The sequence below is a fragment of the Micromonospora chaiyaphumensis genome (assembly GCF_900091435.1).
GTDB classification, from domain to species: Bacteria; Actinomycetota; Actinomycetes; order Mycobacteriales; family Micromonosporaceae; genus Micromonospora; species Micromonospora chaiyaphumensis.
Map to the genome: position 1 here is coordinate 266,451 of NZ_FMCS01000009.1, position 25,818 is coordinate 292,268.

Annotated in this window: 19 protein-coding genes; 10 read left to right on the forward strand and 9 right to left on the reverse strand. The window is 76.2% G+C overall.

Annotation, left to right across the window (positions count from 1 at the left end; genetic code table 11):
- Nucleotides 1–86: 86 nt before the first annotated feature.
- Nucleotides 87–395, reverse strand: a complete 309-nt coding sequence (locus GA0070214_RS23920) for an AzlD domain-containing protein (protein WP_091268317.1) — start codon at nt 393–395, stop codon at nt 87–89.
- Nucleotides 389–1,177, reverse strand: a complete 789-nt coding sequence (locus GA0070214_RS23925) for an AzlC family ABC transporter permease (RefSeq protein ID WP_091268432.1) — start codon at nt 1,175–1,177, stop codon at nt 389–391. The genes GA0070214_RS23920 and GA0070214_RS23925 overlap by 7 nt, the downstream gene beginning before the upstream one ends.
- A 66-nt stretch (nt 1,178–1,243) precedes the next feature.
- Here GA0070214_RS23925 and GA0070214_RS23930 point away from each other — a divergent pair, with 66 nt between their 5' ends.
- Nucleotides 1,244–1,804: a helix-turn-helix domain-containing protein gene (locus GA0070214_RS23930; protein WP_091268319.1), complete on the forward strand. Its 561-nt coding sequence runs from the start codon at nt 1,244–1,246 to the stop codon at nt 1,802–1,804.
- A 10-nt stretch (nt 1,805–1,814) separates the two neighbouring features.
- Here GA0070214_RS23930 and GA0070214_RS23935 read toward each other — a convergent pair whose 3' ends face one another.
- The 3 genes from GA0070214_RS23935 to GA0070214_RS23945 are packed head-to-tail and all read right to left on the reverse strand — an operon-like array spanning nt 1,815 to nt 4,442.
- Nucleotides 1,815–2,783: an ABC transporter ATP-binding protein gene (locus GA0070214_RS23935; protein ID WP_091268322.1), complete on the reverse strand. Its 969-nt coding sequence runs from the start codon at nt 2,781–2,783 to the stop codon at nt 1,815–1,817.
- On the reverse strand, nt 2,780–3,598 hold the full coding sequence (locus tag GA0070214_RS23940; RefSeq protein ID WP_244167819.1) for an ABC transporter permease: 819 nt from the start codon (nt 3,596–3,598) through the stop codon (nt 2,780–2,782). The genes GA0070214_RS23935 and GA0070214_RS23940 overlap by 4 nt, the downstream gene beginning before the upstream one ends.
- Entirely contained in the window at nt 3,591–4,442 is an 852-nt protein-coding gene (locus tag GA0070214_RS23945) for an ABC transporter permease (RefSeq protein ID WP_091268324.1), read from the reverse strand. The genes GA0070214_RS23940 and GA0070214_RS23945 overlap by 8 nt, the downstream gene beginning before the upstream one ends.
- 161 nt (nt 4,443–4,603) lie before the next feature.
- Between GA0070214_RS23945 and GA0070214_RS32590 the strand changes: the two genes are divergently transcribed.
- Together GA0070214_RS32590 and GA0070214_RS23955 are read left to right on the forward strand one after the other, a co-directional pair.
- Nucleotides 4,604–10,402, forward strand: coding sequence for a WG repeat-containing protein (locus GA0070214_RS32590; protein ID WP_244167821.1), 5,799 nt, complete (start codon nt 4,604–4,606; stop codon nt 10,400–10,402).
- 71 nt (nt 10,403–10,473) lie between these two features.
- A complete protein-coding gene (locus GA0070214_RS23955) occupies nt 10,474–11,472 on the forward strand; it encodes an aldo/keto reductase family protein (protein ID WP_091268326.1) in 999 nt (332 codons plus the stop codon).
- A 104-nt stretch (nt 11,473–11,576) separates the two neighbouring features.
- Here the strand turns inward: GA0070214_RS23955 and GA0070214_RS23960 are convergent, their stop codons facing one another.
- Complete coding sequence (locus GA0070214_RS23960) at nt 11,577–12,374, reverse strand: site-2 protease family protein (protein ID WP_091268329.1); 798 nt, start codon at nt 12,372–12,374, stop codon at nt 11,577–11,579.
- On the reverse strand, nt 12,371–12,571 hold the full coding sequence (locus GA0070214_RS23965) for a hypothetical protein (RefSeq protein WP_091268332.1): 201 nt from the start codon (nt 12,569–12,571) through the stop codon (nt 12,371–12,373). Before GA0070214_RS23965 ends, GA0070214_RS23960 begins: the two co-directional genes overlap by 4 nt.
- A gap of 124 nt (nt 12,572–12,695) precedes the next feature.
- On the opposite strand from GA0070214_RS23965, the gene GA0070214_RS33065 reads away from it, so the two are divergent.
- From GA0070214_RS33065 to GA0070214_RS23985, 4 genes are all read left to right on the forward strand, one after another.
- Nucleotides 12,696–14,753 (forward strand): serine/threonine-protein kinase, encoded by a 2,058-nt coding sequence (locus tag GA0070214_RS33065; RefSeq protein ID WP_244167822.1) that lies wholly within the window; start codon nt 12,696–12,698, stop codon nt 14,751–14,753.
- A gap of 48 nt (nt 14,754–14,801) precedes the next feature.
- A complete protein-coding gene (locus GA0070214_RS23975) occupies nt 14,802–16,865 on the forward strand; it encodes a bifunctional adenosylcobinamide kinase/adenosylcobinamide-phosphate guanylyltransferase (RefSeq protein WP_091268343.1) in 2,064 nt (687 codons plus the stop codon).
- Entirely contained in the window at nt 16,855–17,628 is a 774-nt protein-coding gene (locus GA0070214_RS23980) for an adenosylcobinamide-GDP ribazoletransferase (protein WP_091268347.1), read from the forward strand. The genes GA0070214_RS23975 and GA0070214_RS23980 overlap by 11 nt, the downstream gene beginning before the upstream one ends.
- Nucleotides 17,629–17,693: 65 nt before the next feature.
- Nucleotides 17,694–18,989 carry a DUF2314 domain-containing protein gene (locus tag GA0070214_RS23985; RefSeq protein WP_091268349.1) on the forward strand — a complete coding sequence of 432 codons (1,296 nt, stop codon included), beginning with the start codon at nt 17,694–17,696 and terminating at the stop codon, nt 18,987–18,989.
- Nucleotides 18,990–19,079: 90 nt separating this feature from the next.
- Here the strand turns inward: GA0070214_RS23985 and gcvT are convergent, their stop codons facing one another.
- Complete coding sequence (gene gcvT / locus GA0070214_RS23990; RefSeq protein WP_091268351.1) at nt 19,080–20,210, reverse strand: glycine cleavage system aminomethyltransferase GcvT; 1,131 nt, start codon at nt 20,208–20,210, stop codon at nt 19,080–19,082.
- 199 nt (nt 20,211–20,409) lie between these two features.
- Between gcvT and GA0070214_RS23995 the strand changes: the two genes are divergently transcribed.
- Entirely contained in the window at nt 20,410–21,978 is a 1,569-nt protein-coding gene (locus GA0070214_RS23995) for a leucyl aminopeptidase (protein WP_091268353.1), read from the forward strand.
- 66 nt (nt 21,979–22,044) lie between these two features.
- On the opposite strand, the gene GA0070214_RS24000 is transcribed toward GA0070214_RS23995, so the two are convergent.
- Complete coding sequence (locus GA0070214_RS24000; protein WP_091268355.1) at nt 22,045–22,374, reverse strand: hypothetical protein; 330 nt, start codon at nt 22,372–22,374, stop codon at nt 22,045–22,047.
- Nucleotides 22,375–22,551: 177 nt separating this feature from the next.
- On the opposite strand from GA0070214_RS24000, the gene lpdA reads away from it, so the two are divergent.
- Both lpdA and sucB read left to right on the forward strand, forming a co-directional pair.
- On the forward strand, nt 22,552–23,943 hold the full coding sequence (gene lpdA / locus GA0070214_RS24005; protein WP_091268357.1) for a dihydrolipoyl dehydrogenase: 1,392 nt from the start codon (nt 22,552–22,554) through the stop codon (nt 23,941–23,943).
- Nucleotides 23,944–24,009: 66 nt separating this feature from the next.
- Entirely contained in the window at nt 24,010–25,815 is a 1,806-nt protein-coding gene (gene sucB / locus GA0070214_RS24010; protein ID WP_091268359.1) for a 2-oxoglutarate dehydrogenase, E2 component, dihydrolipoamide succinyltransferase, read from the forward strand.
- Nucleotides 25,816–25,818 lie beyond the last annotated feature (3 nt).

Consider the following 25,818-nt stretch of genomic DNA (forward strand, 5'->3'; position numbering starts at 1 on the left):
ACCCGGACTTCTGGGCGCGTCTGACGCCGCGCCGAGACCTGGAACCGGCCCCTTCCCGCCTCGGCGGGGAGGGGCCGGTGTCGTCGTCAGGCCACCCCGAGCAGGCGCAGCAGCGCCGTGGTGCCCGCAGCCGCGACCACGATCAGCACGAAGGGCGCCCGGCGCCAGGCGAGCACGAGGCCGACCAGCACCCCGGCGGGCCGGGCGTAGCCGGCGAAGCCGCCGGCCTCGGTCAGCGCCGCGGTGGCGGCGAGCGCGGCCAGCAGCGCGGCGGCGGCGACCGGCAGCAGGTGGCGGGACCACTCGGGCAGTTCCAGCCGGTCGCGCAGCAGCACTCCCGCGACGCGGAAGCCGTAGGTGCCGGTGGCCAGGGCGAGGATCACCGCGATCAGCATGACGCCTCCCCGGCCCGCACGACCCGCGACTCGTCGTCGTCCCCCGGCCCGGCGTGGTCCGCCGACCTGCCGCCGGGGTGGGCCGGCGCGGCGCCATCCGGCGCGGCCGCCGCGCGGCGGCGGGCCAGCACGGGCAGGACCAGCGCGGCGAGCGCGAGCAGCACCGGCAGCCCGGCCGGCAGCAGCGGGGTGGCCAGCACGGCCAGCGCGGCGCCGGTGAGCGCCACCCGGCGGGTCTCCCGGTCGCGCAGGCCGGGCAGCAGCAGGGCGGCCAGCCCGGCCGGGAAGGCGGCGTCGAGACCCAGGGCGCCCGGGTCGCCGACCGCGCCGCCGGCCACCACGCCGAGGACGGTGCCGGCGTTCCAGGCCAGGAAGAGCAGCACCCCGGCGAGCCAGAACGCCCGCCGCCGCTCCGGCCCGGCCGGGCGGGCCAGCGCGAACGCGGTCGCCTCGTCGGTCATGAAGTGGCTGCCGAGCAGCCGCTGCCAGCGCCGCGGGCCCAAGGCGCCGCCGAGGGCCAGGCCGAACGGCAGGTGCCGGGCGTTGAGCAGCAGGCCGGCGAGGACCGCCGCGAGGGGGCTGCCGGCCGCGATCAGGCCCACGGCCATGAACTGGGCTCCGCCGGCGTAGAGCAGCACCGACATGGACAGGGTCGCCCAGGCGGGCAGGCCGGCGGCCACCGCCACGGCGCCGAACGAGGCGCCCACGGCGACCATCGCCGCGCCGATGGCGGCGACGTCGCGGAGGATCCGGCCGTCGCGCGTTCGATATGCCGTACGCATGTCCATTATCCTGAACACGAGCACCCGCGTTCGTCAAACCGAACAAACAGACCACTGGAGCGAACAATGGCCATCGACCCCGCTCCCCCGCTCGCCACCATCGCGGCCGCCCTGCGCCGCGAGCGCGACCGGGCGGGCCTGTCGCTGACCGAGCTGGCCCGGCGCGCCGGCATCGCCAAGTCCACCCTGTCCCAGCTGGAGTCGGGAGCCGGCAATCCCAGTGTCGAGACCCTCTGGGCCCTCGGCGTGGCGCTCGGCGTGCCGTTCAGCCGCCTGGTCGAACCGCCCGTGGCCGCCGTGCGGGTGGTCCGGGCCGGCGAGGGCCCGCGGATCCGCTCCGAGCACGCCGACTTCTCGGCCACCCTGCTCGCCGCCGGCGCCCCGCACATCCGGCGTGACGTCTACGTGATGGAGCTGGAACCCGGGGCCGTGCGGCTCGCCGAGGCCCACACGCCGCGCAGCGTCGAGCACGTCGTGGTCGCGGCCGGCCGGATGCGCGTCGGCCCCGAGACCGACCCGGTCGAGCTGGGACCGGGCGACTACGCCACGTTCCCCGGCGACGTCCCGCACCGGTACGAGGCACTGGCCCCCGGCACCTTCGCCGTGCTCGTGATGGAACACCCGTGACGGCGGACGCTCAACCCACCTCGGCCGGGGCCCGGTAGAGCCGGGCCACGACCTCCTCGATGTCCGGTTCCACGATCGAGATGTCCCGCAACGTGGCCAGGCCCGCCAGCCCGGCCACCACCTCGGCGACGCTCGCCGACTCCAGCGCGAAGACCAGCCGGCGCCCGTCCGCCTCGACCCGCTGCACGGGCGCGCCCGGCAGCTCCGGCGGCGCGGGCAACGCGGCGTCCAGCTCGGCGACCACCATCCGGCGGGAGCCGTACCGGCTGTGCAGTGCGGCGATCGACCCGTCGTGCACCACCCGCCCGTGGTCGATCACCACCAGCCGCCGGCAGAGCCGCTCGATGTCGGCCAGGTCGTGGGTGGTGAGCACCAGGGTGGTGTCGCCGGCCCGGCCCAGCTCCGCCAGGAAGCCGCGGACGGCCTGCTTGCTGACCACGTCCAGCCCGATGGTCGGCTCGTCCAGGAAGAGCACCTCGGGGCCGTGCAGCAGGGCGGCGGTCAGCTCGCCGCGCATCCGCTGGCCGAGGGAGAGCTGCCGGACCGGGGTGTCGAGGAACTCGTCCAGGTCGAGCAGGCTCCGGCAGCGGGCCAGCCGGGCCGCGTGCTCGCCCGGCGGCACCCGGTAGACGTGCCGCAGCAGCGCGAACGAGTCCCGCAGCGGCAGGTCCCACCAGAGCTGCGAGCGCTGCCCGAAGACCACGCCGATGCGCAGCGCCAGCCGGGTCCGGTCGGCCACCGGACGCAGCCCGCAGACCCGGGCGCGGCCCGCCGAGGGCATCAGCACGCCGGTGAGCATCTTCAGCGTGGTCGACTTGCCGGCGCCGTTCGGACCGATGTAGCCGAGCATCTCGCCCCGCTCCACCCGCAGGTCCACCCCGTCGACAGCGGTGACCGTCCGCTTCTCCCGGCGCAGCCGCCCGGCCCGCACCCGGACGGTGAACTCCTTGCGCAGCCCGTCCATCTCGATGACGCTCATGACCCCGTACTCCGGTAGTGGCGGATCCCGACGCGCCAGGCCAGGGCGGCGACCGCCGCGGCGACCAGCGCGACGCCCGGTGAAGCCCAGCCCACCCAGGCCGGCAGGCCCAGCGGGTCGGCCCGGCCCAGCAGCGCCAGCGCCGGGTGGTAACTGACGAAGGCGAAACCCATCCCGTACGCGAAGAGCGCGCGGAACCAGCCGCCGTAGACGGTGACCGGGTACGAGGTGAAGTCGCGCCCGCCGTAGGTGACCGAGTTGGCCAGCTCCCCCGAGTCGATCCAGTAGAACGACACGGTCGCCGTGGTGACGAAGACCGCGGCGAAGAAGACCACGGCGGCCGGCGGCGCGACCAGCGCCAGCGCGACCCGGCCCGGCGTCCAGTCGATGCCGGCCGAGGCGAGCGCGAACACGAGCACGGCCAGCCCGAAGACCGCCCGGGAGACCTTGCGCAGCGGCAGGTCCATGAGCAGCAGCTGGGGCAGCGCGGCCAGCGGCCGGACCAGCACGGCGTCGAAGAGGCCGGTGCGGACGTACCGGGGCAGCCGTTCGATGTTGCCGACCAGCAGGTCGGCGGTGGCGAACGCGGACGACGAGAGGCCCACGACCACCAGCGTCTCGCGGAGCGTGAACCCGCCCAGCTCCCGGGTGACGCCGAACAGCACCAGCACGGTCAGCACGTCGAACACGGTGGCGCCCATGTTGCCCACCAGGTCCACGACGAACGAGGTCCGGTACGCCGCCTGCGACCGGGCCTGCGCCCCGAGCAGCGCCCGGTACGCCCGCAGCGCCCCGGTCGCGCCCGGCTCAGCCACCCTGCACCACCAGCCGGTGCTCGGCCCGGCGCTGCACCAGCCGGCAGAGCGCCAGCAGCAGCACCGCCCAGCCGACCTGGAGCCCGACCAGGCCCAGCTCGGTCGGCATCGGCTCCCGCTCGACCAGCACGTCGAGCGGGACCTGCAACAGGCTCGGGAACGGGGTGGCGTACCGCAGCGTGGCCTCCAGCCAGCCCGGGAGGAAGCCGAGCGGGAAGTAGAGGCCGGCCAGCACGCCGGAGCCCAGCGTCCAGAGGATCATCGGCCCGCGGACGTCCTGCAACCAGTACGCGCTGGCGTTGACCAGGTAGCGGCAGCCGAAGCAGACGACCACGGCGAGCAGCACGGAGAGCCCGAACAGCGGCAGGGTGGCCCAGTGCCGGGGCAGGTAGACCTCGAAGAAGAACGGGCCGATCACCACCGGCGGCAGCAGCCGGGCCAGCGAGGCGAACCCGGCCCGGCCCAGGTCGGTGGCGAGGTAGCTGGTCACCGGGTGCACCGGGCGGAGCAGGTCGGCGGCGATCTCGCCGGTCCGGATCCGGTCGGCCAGCTCGGTCCAGCCCCAGATCGCGATCACGGCGAGCAGCCCCTGCCCGGCCCAGACGAAGGTGCCGAGCTGGGCCCGGTCGTAGCCGGCCACCGTGCCGGCCGCGCCGGCCACCGCCAGGAAGATGTAGCAGCGCAGGAAACCGAAGACCGTGTTGGTCACGACGCCCGCCACGGCGGCCTGCCCGTAGGTGGCGTGACGCCGGAAACCGGAGGCGGCTATCGCGCCGAATGTCCGAAACCATCGGGTAACGTTTGGATCCGTGGGCGGTGCCACAGTGGCGGTGACTGAGCCCACGCCGCTACCCTCCTTCCGCAGCCACGACGTGCTGGACCGGGCGACTCTACCGGCGCGACGGGTGCCCAGCGCGACAATTTCCAACGAGGTGACATCGCCGTGAGCGAGCGACGCGAGCCGGCCCCGGGGCCGCGCCGCGCGGGCGGCGACAGGGTCTCCCGATGAGCGGCTGGGACCGCTGGCGCGAGCCGGCCGAACCGTCCTGGGCGGCCGAACCCACCCACGAGTGGCATCCGCAGTTCCCGGGCCAGCGCTATCCGGGCGACATCGGCCTCGAGTACCTGACCCCGCCGGCGCCGCGCGGCCGGGCCGTTGTCGGCCGGGCCGAGGTGCACCCGGTCAGCCCGGCGCCGGGAGGCGAGGACGCGTACCCGGTCAGCCCGGCGGGACCGGACGACCTGGACCGGCGGCGTGGTCCGCACCCCGTCAGCCCGGCCGGACCCGGCGGCCTCGACCGGCGACGCGGCACGTACCCCGTCAGCCCTGCGGGGCCTGATGGCCTGGACCGGCGGCGTGGCACCTACCCGGTCAGCCCCGCCGCGCCCGACGACCTCGACCGGCGGCGCGGCACCAGCCCCGTCAGCCCGGCGGGACCCGACGACCTGGACCGGCGGCGCAGGGCGTATCCGGGCGGCCCCGACGATCTCGACCGGCGGCGCGGGGCGTACCCGGTCAGCCCCGCCGGACCGGACGACCTCGACGGCCGGCGCGGCGCGCGTCCGGACGGCAACGGGCGGCGGCCCGACGACGGTCCCCGGCGCGGCGCGCCGGACGACCGGTTCGACCAGCGATGGGTACGCCCGGAGGCGGCGCGCGGGACGGCGCCGCACCGGCCGGTCTCCCCCGCTCCCGAGCCCGGCTGGATGCCGGAGCCCGACGAGTACCCCCACCACGCGCCGCGATCGGGCCGGCCGGAGCAGCACCGCGGCCCGGCGGACGGCCGGACCAACCCGCCGCCGGGCGGGCCGGTGGACCGGCGGGAACCGGCGTTCGACGGCCGGCGCGACCGGGCGTTCGACGGCCGGCGTGAGCCGGGCTTTGACGGCCGGCGTGATCCGGGCTTCGACGACCGGCGGGAGGCACGGTTCGACGGCGAGCGCGTGGCGGCGGTCGACGGGCGGACCGGTCGGCGGGAGGCCGACCCCGGGCGTCCGGCGGAGCGACGCGACCAGGAGGCGCCCGGTCGGGACGACCAGGGGTTCGCCGGCCGCCGCGACGCCGGGGCAGCCCGTCCGGACCCGCGGAACCAGGACCTCCGCCAGCCCGCCGGCCCCCGGTTCGACGGGCCGCCGCGGGGTGAGCCGGGCCGGGGTTACGACGGACCGCCGCGTGGCGAGTCGGGTCGCGGGCTCGACGGACCGCCGCGCCGGGAACCGGACCGGGGATACGAGGGGACACCGCGCCGGGAACCGGGATACGACGGACCGCCGCGACGGGAGGCGGCCGCGCGGGCCGAGACGTACCGGGAGGGGCCCGAGGTCGGGCGCCGGCCGATGGACCCGTACCGCGCCGAGCCGGGTGGGTACGGCGAGTCGCGTCCCGCCGCGTTCCGGCCCGAGGAGCGCCGGGAAGGTCAGCGGCCGCCCGGCGACCGCACCCGCCCGCAGCACGGGGAATGGCCGGTCGTCGAGCGGCGACCGCGTACCGAGCCGGCCGCGTACCGGCCCGACGAGCGGCACCGTCCGTCGGTCGACCGGCCGGGCCCCGACGCCCGCCCCGCCCGCCCGATGGACGAGGCGGCCCGCTACGACGGCCCCCGCCCCGAGTCGCGCGCCCCGGCGCCGGACATTGTCGGCCCACGGCCCGAGCCGGCCCGACCCCGCCCGCAGCCGGCCGAGGAGGCGGCCCGCTACGACGGCCCCCGCGCCGAGTCGCGCGTCCCGCGGCCGGAGGTTGTCGGCCCACGGCCGGAGCCGGCCCGTCCGCGCCCGGAACCGATGGACGGCCGGCCGGAGCCGGTCCGTCCCCGGCCCGAGGTCAACGGTCCCCGCCCCGGGTCGGTCGGGCCTGGGCCGGAGTCCGGCCGGCCTGAGTCGACCGCTCCCCGACCTGAACCGGTCGTGCGCCGGCCCGAGTCGGTCGGGCCTCGACCGGAGTCGGTCGAGCCGCGGCCTGATTCGGCCGCTCCGCGTCCTGAACCGGTCGGGCCTCGCCCGGAGTTCCGGCCGCAACCCGACGGGTGGCAGGGACGGCCGGGCGAGCCCGGACCGGCCCGGCCGGGCGACGGCTGGCGACCGCCGGTCGAGCCGGCGGCGCGTACCCGCCCGGACGAGCTTCGGGACCGACCCGTGCGTCCCGACGAGGTCCGGCAGCAGCCCCCGCCCGGCACCCGACCGGACCAGGGGCGCGAGGCTGCCGTGCCGGCCGCCCCGACCCGCCCCGGGGAGCGGCAGGACCGGCCGATGGCACCGCCTCCGCCGCGGCCCGACGAGGCCCGCCAGCGTCCCGTGCCGTCGGCGCACCCGGACGAGTGGCGTCAGCCGGCGCAGCCGGACCAGCTGCGTCAGCCGGCCCCGCCGGCCCGGCCCGACGACGTCCGGCGGTCACCGGTGGAGCCCGCGACCCGCCCGGACCCACGCCGGGCGGCACCCCACTCCGACGCGCCCCTGCCGGCCACGCCGGTGTCGGGTGCGCCGGTGTCGGCTGCGCCGGCCGCCGACGCGCCCGTCTCCGGCATGCCCGTGCCAGGAGCACCCGTGTCTGCACCGCCGGTCTTCGGCGCGCCCGTGCCGGGAGCACCCGTGTCTGCGCCGCCGGTCTTCGGCGCGCCCGTGCCGGTGCGGCCGGCGTCCGGCGCACCCGTGTCCGGCCCACCGATTCCCGCGGCCCCCGTCTCGGGCGCCCCCACCACCGGCGAGCCGGTCCCCGGCGCGCCCATCCCTGACGCGCCCACCTCTGACGCGCCGACCTCTGGTGCGCCCGGTTCGGGTCGGCCGACCGGCTCCGGCGACCGATCGGCGCCGGGCGACCGCTTCGACCGGCCGACGGAACCGGCCGCGACCCCACCCGCCTACCCTGCCGAGCGGCCGGCGGTCGACCGCCCCCGGACCGCCCCGCCACCGCAGGCCGGGCCCGGCGAGACGCCGGCAGCGGCCGCACCGGGCCGACCCGCCCCGCCTGCCTACCCCGGCGCGGGAGTCGCCCCGCCGGAGCACCGGCCGACCGGGCCCGCCGAGGGCAACCGTCCGGACAGCACCGCCGGTCCGGCCGCGCCCGTCGAGGGCAACCGACCCGGCAGCACCGCCGGTCCGGCCGCGCCCGTCGAGGGCAACCGACCCGGCAGCACCGCCGGTCCGGCCGCCCCTGTCGAGGCCGCCCGACCGGCGGGCGACAACCACGTGACCCGGCCGGCCGGCCCCGGCCTGCCGGACGAGGGCGACCCGATTCCCGCACCTGCCGCCGCCGACGGGCACGGTGAGCTCGGCGAGGTCACCGACCGGCCGGAGAACCCGGCGTCGGGCCGATCGGCCGAGGCGCCGGCCGCCTCCGCGGACGCCTGGTTCGGGTCGGATGAGCCGGCGTCGCCGGAGGCGCCCGTCCCGGCACCCGACGCCCCGGACGAGACCCCGGAAGCCGACGCGACCGTGGCCCGGCCGACGTCGGACCTGTCCGACCCGGCGCCCGAGGCTCAGGTGGCTCCCCGTCCGGAGCACACCGCATCCGACCGGGATCTGTCCGCCCCCGCCCCCGACGTCCGGGCCGGGGCGGAGCTCACCGACACCACTCCGAACGCGGCCACGCCCGTCTCGGCAACGCCCACCCCGCATTCCGCCGCGCCCGTCTCCGGAGCCCCGGTGGCCGATTCCGCGAGGCCGGTCTCCGGGCCACCCGCCCACGGCGTGCCGCACCACCCGCCCGCGCCGACCACGCACGAGCCGACCACCACGCCCGGCCGGTCCACCGAGGCGATGGCGCCCGCACAGCCGGCCACCGAGGACGCGCCGGCCGCCCCGACGCCTTGTCCGCCGACCGGGGCCGACGCACCGGCCGAGGCCACCCGGGACGCCGCGCCCTCGACCGTCGCTCCGGCGCCACGCGCACCGGAGCAGGCCGACGTATCGGAACAGGCGGCACCGGCGCCGGAAGCCGCCGCGCCAGCGGCCACGCGGTACGAGGCCGCCGCTACAGCGGTCGCGCCGCACGCGGCCGCGGCGCCAGCGGCCGCGCCGCACGGGGCCGCCGCGACAGCGGCCGCGCCGCACGGGGCCGCCGCGACAGCGGCCGCGCCGCACGAGGCCGCCGCGACCCGGCACGAGCCGACCGCCACCACCGACCAGGCCCGTCCCGTCCCGCCGGCCACACCGGACGTACCGGCACCGGCACCGTCCACCCCGACCGAGGTGGCATCCCCCACGCCGGCGACCGGACCGACCGACGCGGAAGCCGCCGACCACGAAACGGCCGACCAGGATTCGGGCGCCCGGGAAGCCGCCGACCACGAAACGGCCGGCCAGGATGCGGCCGACCAGGATTCGGGCGCCCGGGATGCGGTCGACCACCAAACCGCCGACCACCAAACGGCCGACCAGCAGGAGACCGATCAGGAGACGGCCGACCAGGAAGCGGCCGACCAGCACAGCTCCGACCACCAAGCCGCCGGCCACGGGAAGGCCGACGAGGCGGGCGGCGATGAGCAGCGCGAGGCCCGCCCGGCCGATCCGGAGCAGGCCCTGGCCGCCGTCCGCTGGCGGTTGGACCCGGAGACCCTCCGCGAGGAGGCCCCCGATCCCCTGGCGCTGCGCGAGATCCGGGACGGCCTCACCGCCAAGCTCGGCAGCGCGGTGGACAACCGCAGCCGGGCCCGGCTGCTCAGCCTGCGCTCGGTGGCGTCCCGGGTCCTCGGCGAGCTGGACGACGCCCTGGCCGACGCGCGGCTCGCGCTCACGTACGCGGAGGCCACCGGTGAGTTGCGGCGGACCGCGCTGGCCCGCGCGCGGCTGGCCGAGGTGCTGCGCTGGCGGGGCGAGTACGCGGAGGCGGACCGGCTGTTCGCGGAGGCCAACTCGCCGGAGCTGCCCGACCGGCTGCGCGCGGTGCTGCACGAGCACGCCGGCCGGTCCTGCTATGACCAGGGCCGGCTGACCGAGGCGTGCCTGCACTTCGAGCGGGCGCTGGATCTGCGCCAGGGTGCGGACGGCGAGCTGAACGCGCGGACTACGCTGGCGCTGGACGCGGTGGCCGAGCGGGCCGCGGTCGGCGGGTTCGGGCCGAAGCCGCGCAGCCGGGAGGCGCTGCTGGGCGGCGAGCGGTACCCGGTGCCGACGTTCGACGAGGAGCAGGAGCTCTGGGGGTACGCGGACGCCGAGGGCGAGCTGGTGATCGCGCACCGGTACGCCGAGGTGCAGCCGTTCCGCGAGGGCCTGGCGTGGGTACGCCGCCCGGAGGCGTCCCGCTGGGCGCTCATCGACACGAGCGGCGCGGCGCTGATCGAGGCGAACAACGGCTACCGGGGGGTGGGCTCGTTCTCGGAGGGGCTGGCCTGGGTGTCGATGGACGGCAAGGGCCGGTGGATGGCGGTCGACCCGACCAACATCGTGAAGATCCCGCCGGGCTACGAGGACGTCCGGCCGTTCCGGGGCGGCCTGGCGGCGGTCCGGCAGAACGGCGGTTGGGGCGCGGTGGACCGGACCGGCCAGGTGGTGGTGCCGACCCGGTACCACGGTCTCACCACGGCGCTGGCCGACGGCCGCCAGGTGGACGGCTTCACCGAGGACGGCCTGGCCGTGGTGGAGCTGGCCGGCCGCCGGGGCGTGGTGGACCGGACGGGCCGGCTGCTGGTCTCGCCGGCGTACCCGGTGCTGGTGGTGCACCCGGTGGCGTTCCTGGTGGGCGACGAGTCGGGCCGGTGGGGTGCGCTGGACCGGCGGGGCGACCCGCTCATCGACCCGGTGCACCCGGGGCGGGCCGCGGTGGTCGCGGAGATCGACCGGCTGCTCGCCGACACCAGCCCGGTGCTCTGACGATCGCCGGGAGCGTCACACCCCCGCCGCGCCGCACGCCGACCATGATCGGGCAGGGCTAGGGTCGGGGCATGGAATTCCGACACCTAGGCCGCTCGGGCCTGCTGGTCAGCGAGATCTCGTACGGCAACTGGATCACCCACGGTTCGCAGGTCGAGGAGGAGGCGGCGACCGCCTGCGTGCGGGCCGCCCTGGACACCGGCATCACCACCTTCGACACCGCCGACGTCTACGCCGGCACGAAGGCCGAGGAGGTGCTCGGCCGCGCGCTCAAGGGCGAGCGCCGCGAGGGGCTGGAGATCTTCACCAAGGTGTTCTGGCCGACCGGGCCGGGCCGCAACGACCGGGGCCTGTCCCGCAAGCACATCCTGGAGTCGATCAACGGCTCGCTGCGCCGCCTGCAGACCGACTACGTCGACCTCTACCAGGCCCACCGCTACGACTACAGCACCCCGCTGGAGGAGACGATGGAGGCGTTCGCCGACATCGTGCACTCCGGCAAGGCGCACTACATCGGCGTCTCCGAGTGGAAGGCGTCGCAGATCCGCGAGGCGCACGCGCTCGCCCGTGAGCTGCGGATCCCGCTGGTCTCCAACCAGCCGCAGTACTCGATGCTGTGGCGCGTCATCGAGGCCGAGGTCATCCCCACCAGCGAGGAGCTGGGCGTCGGCCAGATCGTCTGGTCGCCCATGGCCCAGGGCGTGCTGTCCGGCAAGTACCTGCCGGGCCAGCCGCCGCCGGCCGGTTCCCGCGCCACCGACGAGAAGTCGGGCGCCGGGTTCATCGCGCGGTTCATGACCGACGAGGTGCTCACCCGGGTGCAGCGGCTCAAGCCCCTCGCGGAGCAGGCCGGCCTGACCATGGCCCAGCTCGCCGTCGCGTGGGTGCTGCAGAACCCGAACGTCTCCTCGGCGATCGTCGGCGCGTCCCGGCCCGACCAGGTGCACGACAACGTGAAGGCGGCGGGCGTGAAGCTCGACGCCGACCTGCTCAAGGCGATCGACGAGATCGTCGAGCCGGTCACCGAGCGGGACCCGGCGAAGACCGAGAGCCCGGCGCAGCGTCCGTGACGCTCTCCCGGGTCGGCGCGGCCTCCGCGCCGGCCCGGGACCCCTCGGGGTACGCGCCGCCGTGGGCACCCCGCCGCTGCGCGGCGGCTCCCGCCGGCGGTGCGTCAGCCCCGCCAGAACCGGATCAGTTCGAGCCCGAGGACGTAGAGCTGGGGCGGCAGCCCGAGGAAGTCCGCCACGTCGAAGACGGCCCCGAAGAACACGTTGCCGATCCGCGGGCTCCACAGCAGCGCGAACAGCAGGATGAAGCCGTACGGGGCGAACAGGTCGTACATCCGCCGGTACTGCGGGCTGAGCCACGGCTGGATCATGTTGCCGCCGTCCAGGCCGGGCACCGGCAGCAGGTTGAGCACGCTGGCGGTGAGCTGGAGGAACGCCAGCAGCCCCACCCCGGCCCCGAACTCCACCGGGCCGCCGACGTCCAGGCCGATCCGCACGGCCAGCACCAGCAGCAGCGTGAACAGCACGTTGGTGGCCGGCCCGGCCAGGCTGACCAGGGTGTGCCGCAGCCGGCCCGGGATGGCGTGCCGGTCGACCCAGACCGCGCCGCCCGGCAGGCCGATGCCGCCGAGCAGCACCACGACCACCGGCAGCACGATGGACAGCAGCGGGTTCGTGTACTTGAGCGGGTTCAACGTCAGGTAGCCCCGGTGCGCGATGTCCCGGTCCCCGGCCCGGTACGCGACCACGGCGTGCGCGTACTCGTGCAGGCAGAGCGAGATCAGCCAGCCGGAGACCACGAAGAGGAAGACGTCGAACCGGACGTTGCCGAACCGGTTCCAGGCCATCACCCCGCTGGCCACGAAGAGCGCGACCAGGGCCAGGAAGATCGCGCTGGGCCGGAACGCCGCCCGGGGCACCCCGAGCACCAGCGGGTCGCGCGGGCGGTCGTAGCTCGTCATTCGGCCGGGGGTAGCAGGCTCATGCGGTATTCCACCCGGTCGTCCTCGAGCAGCGCGACGGAGGTGACGCCGGACGCCGCGAGCTCCCGCCAGGCCTGGCCGATCCACGACTCGGCGTCCGCCTGGCTGGGGAACGACTCACCCGGCCCGTCGACCGAAGCGCCGTTCGTGCCCTCGTACCGCCAGCTCCACGCCATGCCGCGTCTCCCCTCGCCGCCGTCGCCCTGGGACGGAAACCCCCGCAAGCCTAGTCGGCCCGACGCGGGACGGCCCGGCCGCCACATGGATCATGCCCACCACCCCGACCGGTACGGTGGCCCGGTGCTGACTCAAGGAGTGGTGCTCAGCGATCGCTATCGGCTGGGCGAACGCATCGCGACGGGCGGCATGGGGGCCGTCTGGAAGTGCACCGACACCCTGCTGGGCCGCGAGGTCGCGGTGAAGGTGCTGCTGCCGTCGCTGGTCGCCGATCCCGAGTTCACCACCCGCTTCCACGCCGAGGCCCGGATGCTGGCCGCGCTGCGGCACCCCGGCATCGTGCAGGTCCACGACTTCGGCTCCGCCACCCTCGCCGACGGCAGCCAGGTCAGCTACCTCGTGATGGAGTACGTCGACGGCGAGCCGCTGGTCACCTGGATCCGGCGCGCCGGCCGGCTCGACCCGGCGTCCACCATGTCGGTGGTGGGGCAGGCCGCGCACGCCCTGCACGCCGCCCACCTCGCCGGGATCGTCCACCGCGACGTGAAGCCCGGGAACCTGCTGGTCAAACGGGACGGCACGGTGGTGCTGGTCGACTTCGGCATCGCCCGGGCCACCACCATGGCGGGCATCACGGCCGCGCACATGGTGCTCGGCACCGCCTCGTACATGTCGCCGGAGCAGGCCGCCGGCCAGCCGGTCTCGCCGGTCACCGACGTCTACGCGCTCGGCGCCGTCGCCTACTTCTGCCTGGCCGGGCGGCCGCCCTTCGAGGGCGACAACCCGCTCCAGGTGGCCATGCGGCACGTGCAGGACGAGCCGCCGCCGCTCGTGGGCACCCCGCCGGCCGTGGTCGAGGTGGTTGGCCGCGCGCTGGCGAAGCGCCCGGCCGACCGGTTCCCGAGCGCGCTCGCCCTGGCCGAGGCCGCCCAGGACGCCCGGGACGCCACCCTGGCCCGGCTCCCCGAACCGCCCCGCCCGCCGTGGGCGGTCGCGGGCCCCGCCGTCCTGCCGGCGCCCGCGCCGACCCCCGGCCCGCCCGCTGGTACGCCATCCACCGGGCAACCGCCCGTCGGTCAGCCCCCGGCGGCCGTACCGCCCGCGGCGTTCCCGGCCGCGCCGCTGCCCACCGCCGGGCCCGATCCGGCCGCGAGCGGCGCGACGCCCGCGCCCGGACGCGCCCCCGCGACCTTCGGGCAGGCGCCCGCCACCTCTGATCCGGCCGCCCGCGCCTCGACGCCCGGTCCCGCGCCCGCTACCGGGCACGCCTCCGGCGCTCCCGGTTCCGTCCCCGGCGCCCCCGCTGCCTACGGGCCTGCTCCGGCGGCGTCCGGACCCGTCCCTGCGCACGGTCCGGTGCCCGCGCCGGGCCCAGCCTGGTCGGTCGGCGTCGCGCAGCCCGGCGGCGGGCCCGGCCACGGGTCGCTGCGGGACCGGCACGCCGGTTCGGGCGTGCCGCCGACGCTGGAGGAGCCGGCGGAGGGCCGGGGTCGCGGCCGGGCGCTGGCGCTGGCCGGGGCGGCCGGCGTGGTGCTGGTCGCCGTGCTGACCGCGGTGGTCGTGGCCGTGCTGCGCTCCCCCGACGGCAGGGATCCGGGGCGCGGCCCGGCCGCGCTGGCCGGTGAGTCCGCGGTCGCCGACCCGGCGCAGCCCGAGGCGTCGGCCGGCGCGAGTGTGGGCGCCGGTTCCGGCCCGCAGCCGACGCCGAGCCGGAGCGGGCGGCCGAGCCGGTCGCCGTCGGCCACGCCGAGCCGTCCCGCCCCGGACGCCGGCACCCCGCCGGCCGGGGACCCCGCGCCGACCACCGGTGCGCCCGCGCCGACCGGGAGCAAGGCCACGCCGAAGCAGCCGTACTCGGCGACGCAGGTGTGCGGCAGCGGCTACCAGGTGATCGACTCGGCGACGCTGACCGCCGGCGGGGTGCGCCAGGGGCGGGTCTACCTGCTCTACAGCACCGCGAGCAGCGCCAACTGCGTGGTGACCCTCAAGGACACCGACGTCGGGCGGGCCACCACGGTGACCGCGTACCTGGAGGTGCAGGGCAAGGCGCGGCACACCGAGAGCGGCGGCTACCAGTACTACGCCGGGCCGGTGCGGGCCACCGCCGCCGGGGTCTGCGTGAAGTGGGGCGGGTCGGCGGGCGGGGCCAGCTACGCGAGCGCGTTCGAGCACTGCGACTGACGCCGGGGCGGCGGGCGGCGACCCGGCGGGCGGCTTTAAGGTACGGGCATGTCCGTAGACGGGTGGAACACGCTCCTGGTGCTCGGTGGTATCCGGTCCGGCAAGTCGGAGTTCGCCGAGTCGGTGGTCGCCGACGCGCCCACGGTCCGGTACGTGGCCACCGCCCCCGAGGGGGACCCGGACGACACCGAGTGGGCGACCCGCCTCGCGGCGCACCGGGCCCGCCGGCCCGGGAGCTGGACCACCGAGGAGACCGCCGCGGACCCCGGCCGGCTGGCCGAGGTGATCGCGACGGCCGGGCCGAACGAGACGCTGCTCGTCGACGACCTGGGCGGCTGGGTGACCGTGCTGCTCGACCCGGCACACCAGCCCGCCGACGACACGGCCACCATCGCCGAGCTGGCCGCGGCGGTCCGGGCCAGCGCCGCCCGGCTGGTGCTGGTCAGCCCGGAGGTGGGCCTGTCCCTGGTGCCCACCACGCCGCTGGGCCGGGCGTTCACCGACGCGCTGGGCGCGGCCAACCGGGCGGTCGCCGAGGCGTGCGACGCCGTGGCGCTGGTGGTGGCCGGGCAGACCGCCTGGCTGAAGCCGGCCGCCGCGCCCACGACCGTCCCGGCACAGACGGCGCCCACGCAGGGCGGCCTCGCGCAGGCCGGCCCCGGGCAGGCGGGCGCGCCGGAGTTGGCGGCGAGCGCCGGGGCGCGGCCGGTGACGGGCGTGCCCGACGAGGCGCTGCCCGAGGTGCTCACCCCGACCGCTCCGCCCGCCCCGGCCCCGGCGCCGGCCACCGCGGCCCCCGCCGCCGACTGGGCCGCGCCCACCATGGCGCTGCCGATGGTCGCCACCGGCCTGGTCATCCAGCCCGGCATGGAACTGCCGATGCCCGACGACTACACCGGGCCGCAGGCGGTCGACCGGCTCGCCACCCTGGACATCCCCGGCGCCGGTCTCGGCGTGCTGGAGCGGGTGGTCGGCTTCGCGGGCGCCACCCAGGGCACCGCCACCCCGGCGCCGTGGCACTCGGTCCGGGTGCTGCTGCTGCACGGCGACCACGAGGGCGGGGCGTCGGCGGGCGCGACGCCCGGCGAGTCGGCCCGCCGCGCCCGGCAGGCGCGCGCCGGCAGGGGACCGCTCGCCCGGCTGGCGGCCGAGAACGGCGCCGGCCTCCAGGTGGTCGAGGCGCCCACCTCCGCACCCATCGAGGACGGGCCGGCGCTCAGCGGCGAGCAGGTCGAGTCGGCCCTGCGCTACGGCTGGCGGCTCGCCGAGCAGGCCGCCGACGCGGGCGTACAACTGCTGGTGCTGGCGGCGTGCGGGGCCGGCACCGAGACGGCCGCCGCCGCGGTGCTGGCGGCCACGGCCGGCGCCGAACCCCCGGCGGTGCTCGGCCGGGTGATCACCGAGCACGGCGAGTTCGACGACGCCGCCTGGATGGTCCGCTGCGCGGCCGTCCGGGACGCGCTGCACCGCACCCGGCGCTCCGCCCGGGAGGCCAAGGACGTGCTCGCCGAGCTGGGCGGCGGCGACGTGGCGGTGGCCACCGGCGTGCTGCTCGGCGCGACCGCCCGGCGCGTGCCGGTGCTGCTCGACGGGCCGGTCGGGGTGGCCGCCGGCATGGTCAGCCGCGACCTGGCCGGGCAGGCCCGGCACTGGTGCCTGCTGCCCGACCACGGCGGCCGGCCCGGGGTGCGGCTCGCCGCCGACGTGCTGGGCCTGACCCCGCTGGTGGACCTGCGCCTCGACCTGGGCGAGGGCGCGACGGCGCTGGCCGCCCTGCCGCTGCTGCGCTCGGCGCTGGCGCTCGCCGCCGGCCTGCCCGTGCACCCGTCGCTCGGCGGCGGGGACGACGAGGACTTCACCGAGCCCGAGCCGGCCGGCCCCGGCCCCACGAGCACCGGGCCCGAGCCGGACTTCACCGAGCCGGAACCGGCCGGACCGGGGCCCACGAGCACCGAGCCCCAGCCGGCCGGACCCGGGTTCACCGGCACCGAGCCGGCCGGGCCGGGGTCCACCGGGCCCGCGCCGGACTTCACCGAGCCGGAACCGGCCGGACCGGGGCCCACCACGATCGAGCCGGACGAGCCGGTCGCCCCCGGCCGCCGTGCCGACTGAGTTCCGGCTCGGCGACGGGATTCGGCTGGCGCTCACCACCTTCACCACGGCGCCGGTACGCGCCGGCCGGGTGGACCGGGCCGCGGCCGGCGCCGCCATGGCGCTCGCCCCGGCGGTCGGGGCGCTGCTCGGCGCGCTCCTCGGTGCGGTGCTGCTGCTCGCCTCGGCGGTCGCGCCCCCGCTGGTCGCCGCCGGGGTGACCGTGGCGCTGGGCGCGCTGCTCACCCGGGGACTGCACCTGGACGGGCTCGCCGACACGGTGGACGCGCTCGGCTCCTACCGGCGCGGACCGGCTGCGCTGGAGATCATGAAGAAGCCGGACGTCGGGCCGTTCGGCGTGGTCGCGCTGGTGGCCGTACTCCTGCTTCAGGCCGCGGTGCTCGCGGAGCTGGCCGGGCGGTCCCGGCCGGCGGCCCTCGCGGCGGTGGTCGCCGCCACGGCGGCCGGCCGGCTGGGTGTCGCGCTGGCCTGCCGGCGCGGGGTGCCGGCGGCCCGCCCGGAGGGCCTGGGCGCGCTGGTGGCCGGCACGGTCGGACCGGTCGCGCTGGTGGCCGGCACGGCCGCCGTGGCGCTGCTGGCCGTGCCGGCGGTGCCCGGCCGCCCGTGGCAGGGGCCGCTCGCCGTCCTGGCCGCGCTCGCCGTCGCGGCCGGGCTGCTCCGGCATCTGGTACGCCGGCTGGGCGGGATCACCGGCGACGTGCTCGGCGCCCTCGTGGAGATCGTCACCACGCTGTCCTACCTGGGACTGGTGCTGTCCGCCTGAGGGTCACCCGTCCGGGCGGGTAGCGTTCTCAGGCGAGGTGCACCGGCGCGGTCGAGGGGGACGGCATGCTCATCACGGACGACTTCATGCCCGTACCGGTGCCCGAGTCGCTGGACGCGACCTACCTGGTGCCGATCGTCGGCCTGCCCAAGGTGAGCCCGAAGACCGCCGTGGAGCGGCTGGCCGGCCGGCTCGCCGAGCCGGTGCACGGGCTGGCCCGGCAGATGCTGGACAGCCCGCTGATGACCGTGGACACCCGCCCGGTCAGCGAGTTCCCCGAGCTGCCGCCGGACCTGCTCACCGCGTTCGGGGCGACCGAGCCGCAGCTGGCCCGCCTGGCCGCCGCCACGCATCTGGTGGTGGTGCAGGCCGAATACCGGCCGGGCTGGCCGCCGGCGCACGAGTGGGCGGCCCGGGCGGTGGCCGCGGCGGTCGCCGAAACGGTCGACGGGGACGTGGTGGACGTCTTCGGGCTGCAGTTCCTCGACCCGGCCACCGCGCTGCGCTCCCTCCCCGACGCCCAGGGCCGGATCCGGCTGGTCGACTGGGTGCTGGTGCCCTACTCGTCGGACGCCGACGGGCTCTGGTTCACCACCAAGGGGCTGCGCCGCTTCGGCTTGCTGGAACTCCAGGCACAGGGCGTGCCCGACCACCTCACCCGGGCGTGGGGCGCGGTGATGACCGGGGCGGCCCGGCGCCTGCTGCGGGACTGGACCGAGGGGCTGGCCGGCGAGGAGGTGCCGGCGTTCGTGCAGCTCCCGGTGCTGGCCACGGTGACCGGGCACGACATCGCGGTGGCGTACGGCAATCCGGAGCAGCACGGCGCGACGGCGCCGGTGCTGCTGCGGCTGGAGCTGGACCCGGCGACCGACCCGGACGCCGACTCGTTCCTCACCCTCAACCCGCCGCCCGGGCACCCGGGCCCGCCCGGCCGCTACTTCGCCGCCGCCTGCGCGACCCTGTTCAACGGCATCCAGCCCGACGTCCGGTACGCCCGCTCCGGCGACGCGATGAGCCGGGCCATCGCCACGGCCCGGGCCGCGCTGGACGACATCCGGGCCCGCTTCCTGGCCGGCCTGCTGCCCGCCGAGAGCCAGCTCGTGGTCAAGTACGGGCTGCCCGGCGACGACGGCCCCGAGTACGTATGGGCCGGGGTGACCTCGTGGGACACCCCGGAGCGCATCGTCGGCGCCAGCGCCAGCGACGCCGCCGGCGACCCCACGGTCCGGATCGGCGCCCCGGTCGTGGTGGAGGCCGCCGACGTCGTCGACTGGGCCGTCCTGGACGGCACCGGCGTCATCGAGGGCGGCTGGACCCAGGCGGTCCTGGACGCCGGCGAACCCCCGACCACCGACTCCTGACCCCACCCCACCCGGTTGATCATGAAGTTAGCGGCACTCGGGGAGATCGAGATCGCCGCCAACCTCATGATCGACGCGGGTGCCGGCGGGTCAGCGGACGCTGGGCTGGACGAAGGGTGGTCGCGTCAGGCGCATCTGGGCGCGGCGGCCGCGGATGTCGACCTCCAGCACCTCACCGTCGGGGAGCTTCGGGTCGGCGTCGACCAGGGCCAGGGCGATGCCCTGCTTCTTCGTCGGGCTGAACGTGCCGCTGGTGATCGTGCCGACCTGCTTGCCGCCCGCGTAGACGGCCATGCCGGGGCGCGGGATGGCCCGGTCGACCGCCTCCAGGCCACGCAGCGTGCGGGCAGGCCCGGCGGCCTTCTCGGCCCGCAGCACGTCGCGGCCCCAGAAGGCCGGCTTGTCCCAGCCGACCGCCCAGCCCGAGCGGGCCTGCACCGGGGTGATGTCGAGGGAGAGGTCCTGCCCGTGCAGCGGGTACCCCATCTCGGTGCGCAGGGTGTCGCGCGCGGCCAGGCCGCAGGCCCGCAGCTCCTCCGCCTCGCCGGCGGCGAACAGCGCGTCCCACACGGCGAGCGCGTCGCCGGCCGGCACGACCAGCTCGTAGCCGAGCTCGCCGGTGTAGCCGGTGCGGCAGACGGTCAGCTCGACGCCGTTCAGCGTGGCCGCCGAGAAGCTCATGTAGTCGTGCTCCGTGGGCAGGCCGAGCAGGCCCAGCAGCTCCGCCGAGCGCGGACCCTGGACGGCGAGCACCGCGTACGCCTCGTGCTCGTCGGTGACGACCACGCCCTCGGGCGCCGCGGCGCGCAACCGGCGGACCACCTCGGCGGTGTTCGCCGCGTTCGGCACCAGGAAGACGTGGTCCTCGGCGTAGAGGTAGGCGATGATGTCGTCCACCACGCCGCCGGTGGCGTCGTCGCAGCAGAGCGTGTACTGGGCCTTGCCGGGGCCGATCCGGCCGAGGTCGTTGGACAGGCAGGAGTTGACGAAGCCCGCGGCGCCCGGCCCGGTGATCCGGGCCTTGCCGAGGTGCGAGACGTCGAAGACGCCGACCCCGGTACGCACGGCGCTGTGCTCCTTGAGGACGCCGCCGCCGGCGTACTCGAGCGGCATCTCCCAGCCCCCGAAGGGGGCGAACTTGGCGCCGAGCGCGGTGTGCCGCTCGTGCAGGGGGGAACGGCGCAGCCGGGTCGCGGCGGCGTCGGAGGTCACCTCGGTCATGGGTGCGAACTTACCGGCCGGTGACCGGCTGGTTAGCATCGGCGGGACCCCCGCCCGCATCCCTTCGGGTGCAGGCGGGACAGCCCGCCTCCAGTCATCGGCGGGACAGCCACGCGTCCGGCGGGTAGGTTCGCCGCCGGAGACCTTCATCGCCGGTACGCGACGCCGCGGCCGGCCCGGCCCGCCCGGAGTAGCTTTCGTGACATCGCCCCGCACCACCCTCAGCCTGGTCGACACCGACCCCGCCGAACTCGCCGTCGACGCGATCGTGATCGGCGTGCACAGCCAGACCACCGAGCAGGAGTCCGGCTCACCCGCCGGCGCCCTGCTGCTGGCCAGCGGCGCCGAGAGCATCGCCGCCGCGTTCGACGGCAAGCTGACCGAGACCCTGGCCCTGCTCGGCGCCACCGGCGGCCCCGGTGAGGTGATCAAGCTGGCCACGCTGGGCACCGTCACCGCTCCGGTGGTCGTCGCCGTCGGGCTCGGCCCCGAGCCGTCGGGCGCCGCCCCCGCCCCGGAGACGCTGCGCCGGGCCGCCGGCGCGGCGGTCCGCGCCCTGGCCGGCGCGTCCCGCGTCGCGCTCGCCCTGCCGCTGCCCGACGACGCCGACGCCCCGGCCGCGCTGCGCGCGGTCGGCGAGGGCGCGCTGCTCGGCGGCTACCGGTTCGCGGGCTACAAGACCAAGCCGCAGCCGGCCCGGCGTGAGCCGGTGGCCGAGGTGCTGGTCGCGGTGCCGGACGCGGCCGACGCGACCGCCCAGGCCGAGGTCACCCGCGCCCAGGCGGTGGCCGGCGCCGTGCTGACCAGCCGGGACTGGGTCAACACCGCCCCGAACGAGCTGCGCCCGCCGTCGTTCGCCGAGGCCGTGGCCACCGCCGCCCGGGAGGCCGGGCTCGGTGTCGAGGTGCTCGACGAGGCGGCGCTCGCCGCCGGTGGCTACGGCGGCATCCTGGCCGTCGGCCAGGGCTCGGAGGCCCCGCCGCGGCTGGTCAAGCTGACCTACACCCCGGAGGGTGGCGGCAACGGCAAGCGGGTGGCGCTGGTCGGCAAGGGCATCACCTTCGACACCGGCGGCATCTCGATCAAGCCGGCCCAGGGCATGTGGGAGATGAAGTCCGACATGGCCGGCGCGGCGGCGGTCGGCGCGGCCATGCTGGCCGTCGCGGCGCTCAAGCCGTCGGTCGCCGTCACCGGCTACCTGCCGATGGCGGAGAACATGCCGTCGGGCACCAGCTACCGGCCCGGCGACGTGATCACCATGTACAGCGGCAAGCGGGTCGAGGTGCTCAACACCGACGCCGAGGGCCGGATGATCCTGGCCGACGCCATCGCCCGGGCCTGCGAGGACGGCGCCGACTACCTGTTCGAGACCTCGACGCTGACCGGCGGCCAGGTGATCGCGCTGGGCAAGCGGATCGCCGGCGTGATGGGCACCCCGGAGCTGTGCGAGCGGGTCCGGGCCGCGGGTGACGCGACCGGCGAGCCGGCCTGGCCGATGCCGCTGCCGGACGACGTGCGCAAGGGCATGGACTCCGAGGTCGCCGACATCTCGCAGGTCAACGCCGGCATGGACCGGGCCGGTCACATGCTCCAGGGCGGTGTCTTCCTGCGTGAGTTCGTCACCGACGACGTGAACTGGGCGCACATCGACATCGCGGGCCCCGGCTACCACTCGGGCGAGGCCACCGGCTACTGGACCAAGGGCGGCACCGGCGTCCCGGTGCGCACCCTGCTGCACCTGGTCGACGACGTCGCCGCCAACGGCTGACGCGGACACAGCGCCATGACGGGGCGCCTCCCTCACGCGGGGGGCGCCCCGTCGCGCGTATCCGGGTCAGAACAGCTCGGGGCGGCGCTTGCGGCGCTCGTTGTAGTCGCGCATCCGCTGCGGGTAGCCCATGAGCCGGACGTCGTAGATCGGGATGGCCAGGCGGTGGGCGAACCGGCGGGCCTCCTCCGGCCCGCCGACCCGGCGCCGGGTCCACTCGCCGTCGTCGGCGATCAGCATGATCGTGGTCTCGGTGACCGTGGTCCGGGGTTCCAGGTACGCCTCGACGCCCCGCCGGGTGCGGACGAAACTCTCAAGATGGTCCAGATCGGCGCGGTCGGCGGTCCGGTCGCGACTCACCGCGCCCGCCTGCTTGCGTCGTCGGAACAGCCCCACCGAACCCACTCCTCCCCCGTCCGTCATCGAAGACGGTGCCAAGCGTACGTGTCGCCGACGTGTCGTTGGGCACCTCACTACGCGCCCCGTCCCCGGTGGTGACAAGATGACCGAGGTGGGGTGTGCCTGTTACTCCGCCGTAACCCCCGATGCAGCGACGCGACCTGGGAGTTGGACGTGAGCGAGCCGAACGACGCAACCTTCGACATCGTCATCCTCGGAGGTGGTAGCGGCGGCTACGCGGCGGCGCTGCGTGCCGCCCAGCTGGACCTGTCCGTCGCGCTGATCGAGAAAGGCAAGCTCGGGGGCACCTGCCTGCACAACGGCTGCATCCCGACCAAGGCCCTGCTGCACGCCGCCGAGATCGCCGACCAGACCCGCGAGTCGGAGCAGTTCGGCGTCAAGGCCGAGCTGGTCGGCATCGACATGGCGGCGGTCAACTCGTACAAGGACGGCGTGGTCTCCCGCCTCTACAAGGGCCTCCAGGGCCTGGTGGGCGGCGCCAAGAAGATCACCTTCGTGGCGGGCGCCGGCAAGCTGGTCGGGAAGAACGTCGTCGAGGTCGACGGCAAGCGCTACACCGGCCGCAACATCATCCTGGCCTCCGGCTCGTACGCCAAGAGCCTGCCCGGCCTGGAGGTCGACGGCGAGCGGATCATCACGAGCGACCACGCGCTGACCCTGGACCGGGTCCCCTCCTCGGCGATCGTGCTGGGCGGCGGCGTGATCGGCGTCGAGTTCGCCAGCGTCTGGAAGTCCTTCGGCGTCGACGTGACCATCGTCGAGGCGCTGCCCCGGCTGGTCGCGGCCGAGGACGAGGAGTCCTCGAAGGCGCTGGAGCGGGCGTTCCGCAAGCGGAAGATCAACTTCAAGGTCGGCAAGCCGTTCGAGAAGGTCGAGAAGACCGAGAACGGCGTGAAGCTGACCATCCAGGGCGGCGACACCGTCGAGGCGGAGCTGCTGCTCGTCGCCGTCGGCCGCGGCCCGACCACCGCCAACCTCGGCTACGAGGAGCAGGGCGTCAAGATGGACCGCGGCTACGTGCTGACCGACGAGCGGCTGCGTACCAGCGTGCCGAACGTCTACGCGGTCGGCGACATCGTGCCCGGCCTCCAGCTCGCCCACCGCGGCTTCCAGCAGGGCATCTTCGTCGCCGAGGAGATCGCCGGGAAGAACCCGGCCGTGATCGACGAGGCCGGCATCCCGCGGGTCACCTACTGCGACCCGGAGCTGGCGTCGGTCGGCCTCACCGAGGCGAAGGCCAAGGAGCAGTACGGCGCCGACAAGATCAAGACCTACAACTACAACCTGGGCGGCAACGGCAAGAGCCAGATCCTCAAGACCGCCGGCCACGTGAAGCTGGTCCGGGTCGAGGACGGCCCGGTGGTCGGCGTCCACATGGTTGGCGCCCGGGTGGGCGAGCTGATCGGCGAGGCCCAGCTCATCTACAACTGGGAGGCCTACCCGGCCGAGGTGGCGCAGCTCGTGCACGCCCACCCGACCCAGAACGAGGCCCTGGGCGAGGCACACCTGGCCCTGGCCGGCAAGCCGCTGCACGCGCACGCCTGACACGACAACCGCGGCGTCCGGCGACGGGCGATGATCCCACCAGGGGAATGAAGGAGTCTGGAGAACATGCCGGTATCGGTCACCATGCCCCGGCTCGGCGAGAGCGTCACCGAGGGCACCGTCACGCGCTGGCTCAAGCAGGAGGGCGACACCGTCGAGGTCGACGAGCCGCTGCTTGAGGTGTCCACCGACAAGGTGGACACCGAGATCCCGTCGCCCGCGGCGGGCGTGCTGAGCCGGATCGTGGTCGGCGAGGACGAGACCGCCGAGGTCGGCAGCGAGCTGGCGGTCATCGCCGGCGAGGGCGAGCAGGCCGGCGGGGCCGCCCCGCAGCAGGAGGCCCCGGCGGAGCAGGCCGAGCAGGCGGCCGCCGAGCCGCAGGCCGAGGCGGAGCAGCCGGCCGTCGAGGAGCCCGCCCCGGCCGCCGCGCCGTCGGGCGAGGGCACCCCGGTCACCATGCCGGCCCTGGGCGAGAGCGTCACCGAGGGCACGGTGACCCGCTGGCTCAAGCAGGTCGGCGAGACCGTTGAGGTGGACGAGCCGCTGCTGGAGGTCTCCACCGACAAGGTCGACACCGAGATCCCGTCGCCGGTCGCCGGCACGCTGCTGGAGATCAAGGTTCCCGAGGACGAGACCGCCGAGGTCGGCGGCGTCCTGGCGATCGTGGGCGCGGCCGGCGCCGCGCCGGCCCAGCCGAAGCCGGAGCCCAAGCCCGAGCCCAAGGCGGAGGCGAAGCCCGAGCCGAAGCCGGAGCCCAAGCCGGAGCCCAAGGTCGAGGAGCCGACCCCGGGCATGTCCTACAACGAGCCGGCCGCCGAGGCGGAGCGGGCCGCGCAGCCGGCCAAGGTCGAGCAGGCCGCCCAGCCGGCCGCCCCGACCACCACGCCGCAGCGGCCGACCGTCCCGGCCCAGGCCGGTGGCGAGGAAGGCGCCGGCTACGTGACCCCGCTGGTCCGCAAGCTGGCCGCCGAGCACGGGGTGAACCTCTCCTCGGTCAACGGCACCGGCGTCGGCGGACGCATCCGCAAGCAGGACGTGCTGGAGGCGGCCGAGAAGGCGAAGGCCGCCCAGGCCGCGCCGGCCGCGCAGCCGGCTCCGGCCGCCGCGGCGGCCCCCGCCAAGCCGGCCGCGAAGCCGCAGCCGAGCAGCAAGCGGGGCACCGTCGAGAAGCTGCCCCGGATCCGCAAGGCCATCGCCAACCGGATGCACGAGTCGCTGCACGAGATGGCGCAGCTGACCACGGTGATCGAGGTGGACGTCACCCGGATCGCCAAGCTGCGGGCCCAGGCCAAGGACTCCTTCCTGCAGCGGCACGGCGTGAAGCTGTCCTTCCTGCCGTTCTTCGCCCTGGCCGCCGTCGAGGCGCTCCAGTCCTACCCGATCGTCAACGCCCGGCTGGACCTCGAGGGCGGGACGATCACCTACCCGGACGCGGAGCACCTCGGCATCGCCGTGGACACCGAGCGGGGCCTGCTGGTGCCGGTCATCCACAACGCCGGTGACCTCAACCTGGGCGGGATCGCCAAGCGGGTCGCCGACCTGGCCGAGCGCACCCGGACCAACAAGATCAGCCCGGACGAGCTCGCCGGCGCGACCTTCACGCTGACCAACACCGGCAGCCGGGGCGCGCTCTTCGACACCCCGATCGTGCCGTCGCCGCAGTCGGCGATGCTCGGCACGGGTGCCGTGGTGAAGCGCCCGGTCGTGGTCAACGACCCGGAGCTGGGCGAGGTCGTCGCGGTCCGGTCGATGGTCTACCTGGCCATGTCGTACGACCACCGGCTGATCGACGGCGCGGACGCGGCCCGCTTCCTCGTCGCCGTCAAGGAGCGGCTGGAGGCCGGCAACTTCGAGGCCGAACTGGGGCTCTGACCC

Coding starts and splice junctions, on each gene's coding strand:
- GA0070214_RS23920 (WP_091268317.1), bottom strand. CDS start 395: ATGCTGATCGCGGTGATCCTCGCCCTGGCCACCGGCACCTACGGCTTC.
- GA0070214_RS23925 (WP_091268432.1), bottom strand. CDS start 1,177: ATGCGTACGGCATATCGAACGCGCGACGGCCGGATCCTCCGCGACGTC.
- GA0070214_RS23930 (WP_091268319.1), top strand. CDS start 1,244: ATGGCCATCGACCCCGCTCCCCCGCTCGCCACCATCGCGGCCGCCCTG.
- GA0070214_RS23935 (WP_091268322.1), bottom strand. CDS start 2,783: ATGAGCGTCATCGAGATGGACGGGCTGCGCAAGGAGTTCACCGTCCGG.
- GA0070214_RS32590 (WP_244167821.1), top strand. CDS start 4,604: ATGAGCGGCTGGGACCGCTGGCGCGAGCCGGCCGAACCGTCCTGGGCG.
- GA0070214_RS23955 (WP_091268326.1), top strand. CDS start 10,474: ATGGAATTCCGACACCTAGGCCGCTCGGGCCTGCTGGTCAGCGAGATC.
- GA0070214_RS23960 (WP_091268329.1), bottom strand. CDS start 12,374: ATGACGAGCTACGACCGCCCGCGCGACCCGCTGGTGCTCGGGGTGCCC.
- GA0070214_RS23965 (WP_091268332.1), bottom strand. CDS start 12,571: ATGGCGTGGAGCTGGCGGTACGAGGGCACGAACGGCGCTTCGGTCGAC.
- GA0070214_RS23975 (WP_091268343.1), top strand. CDS start 14,802: ATGTCCGTAGACGGGTGGAACACGCTCCTGGTGCTCGGTGGTATCCGG.
- GA0070214_RS23985 (WP_091268349.1), top strand. CDS start 17,694: ATGCTCATCACGGACGACTTCATGCCCGTACCGGTGCCCGAGTCGCTG.
- gcvT (WP_091268351.1), bottom strand. CDS start 20,210: ATGACCGAGGTGACCTCCGACGCCGCCGCGACCCGGCTGCGCCGTTCC.
- sucB (WP_091268359.1), top strand. CDS start 24,010: ATGCCGGTATCGGTCACCATGCCCCGGCTCGGCGAGAGCGTCACCGAG.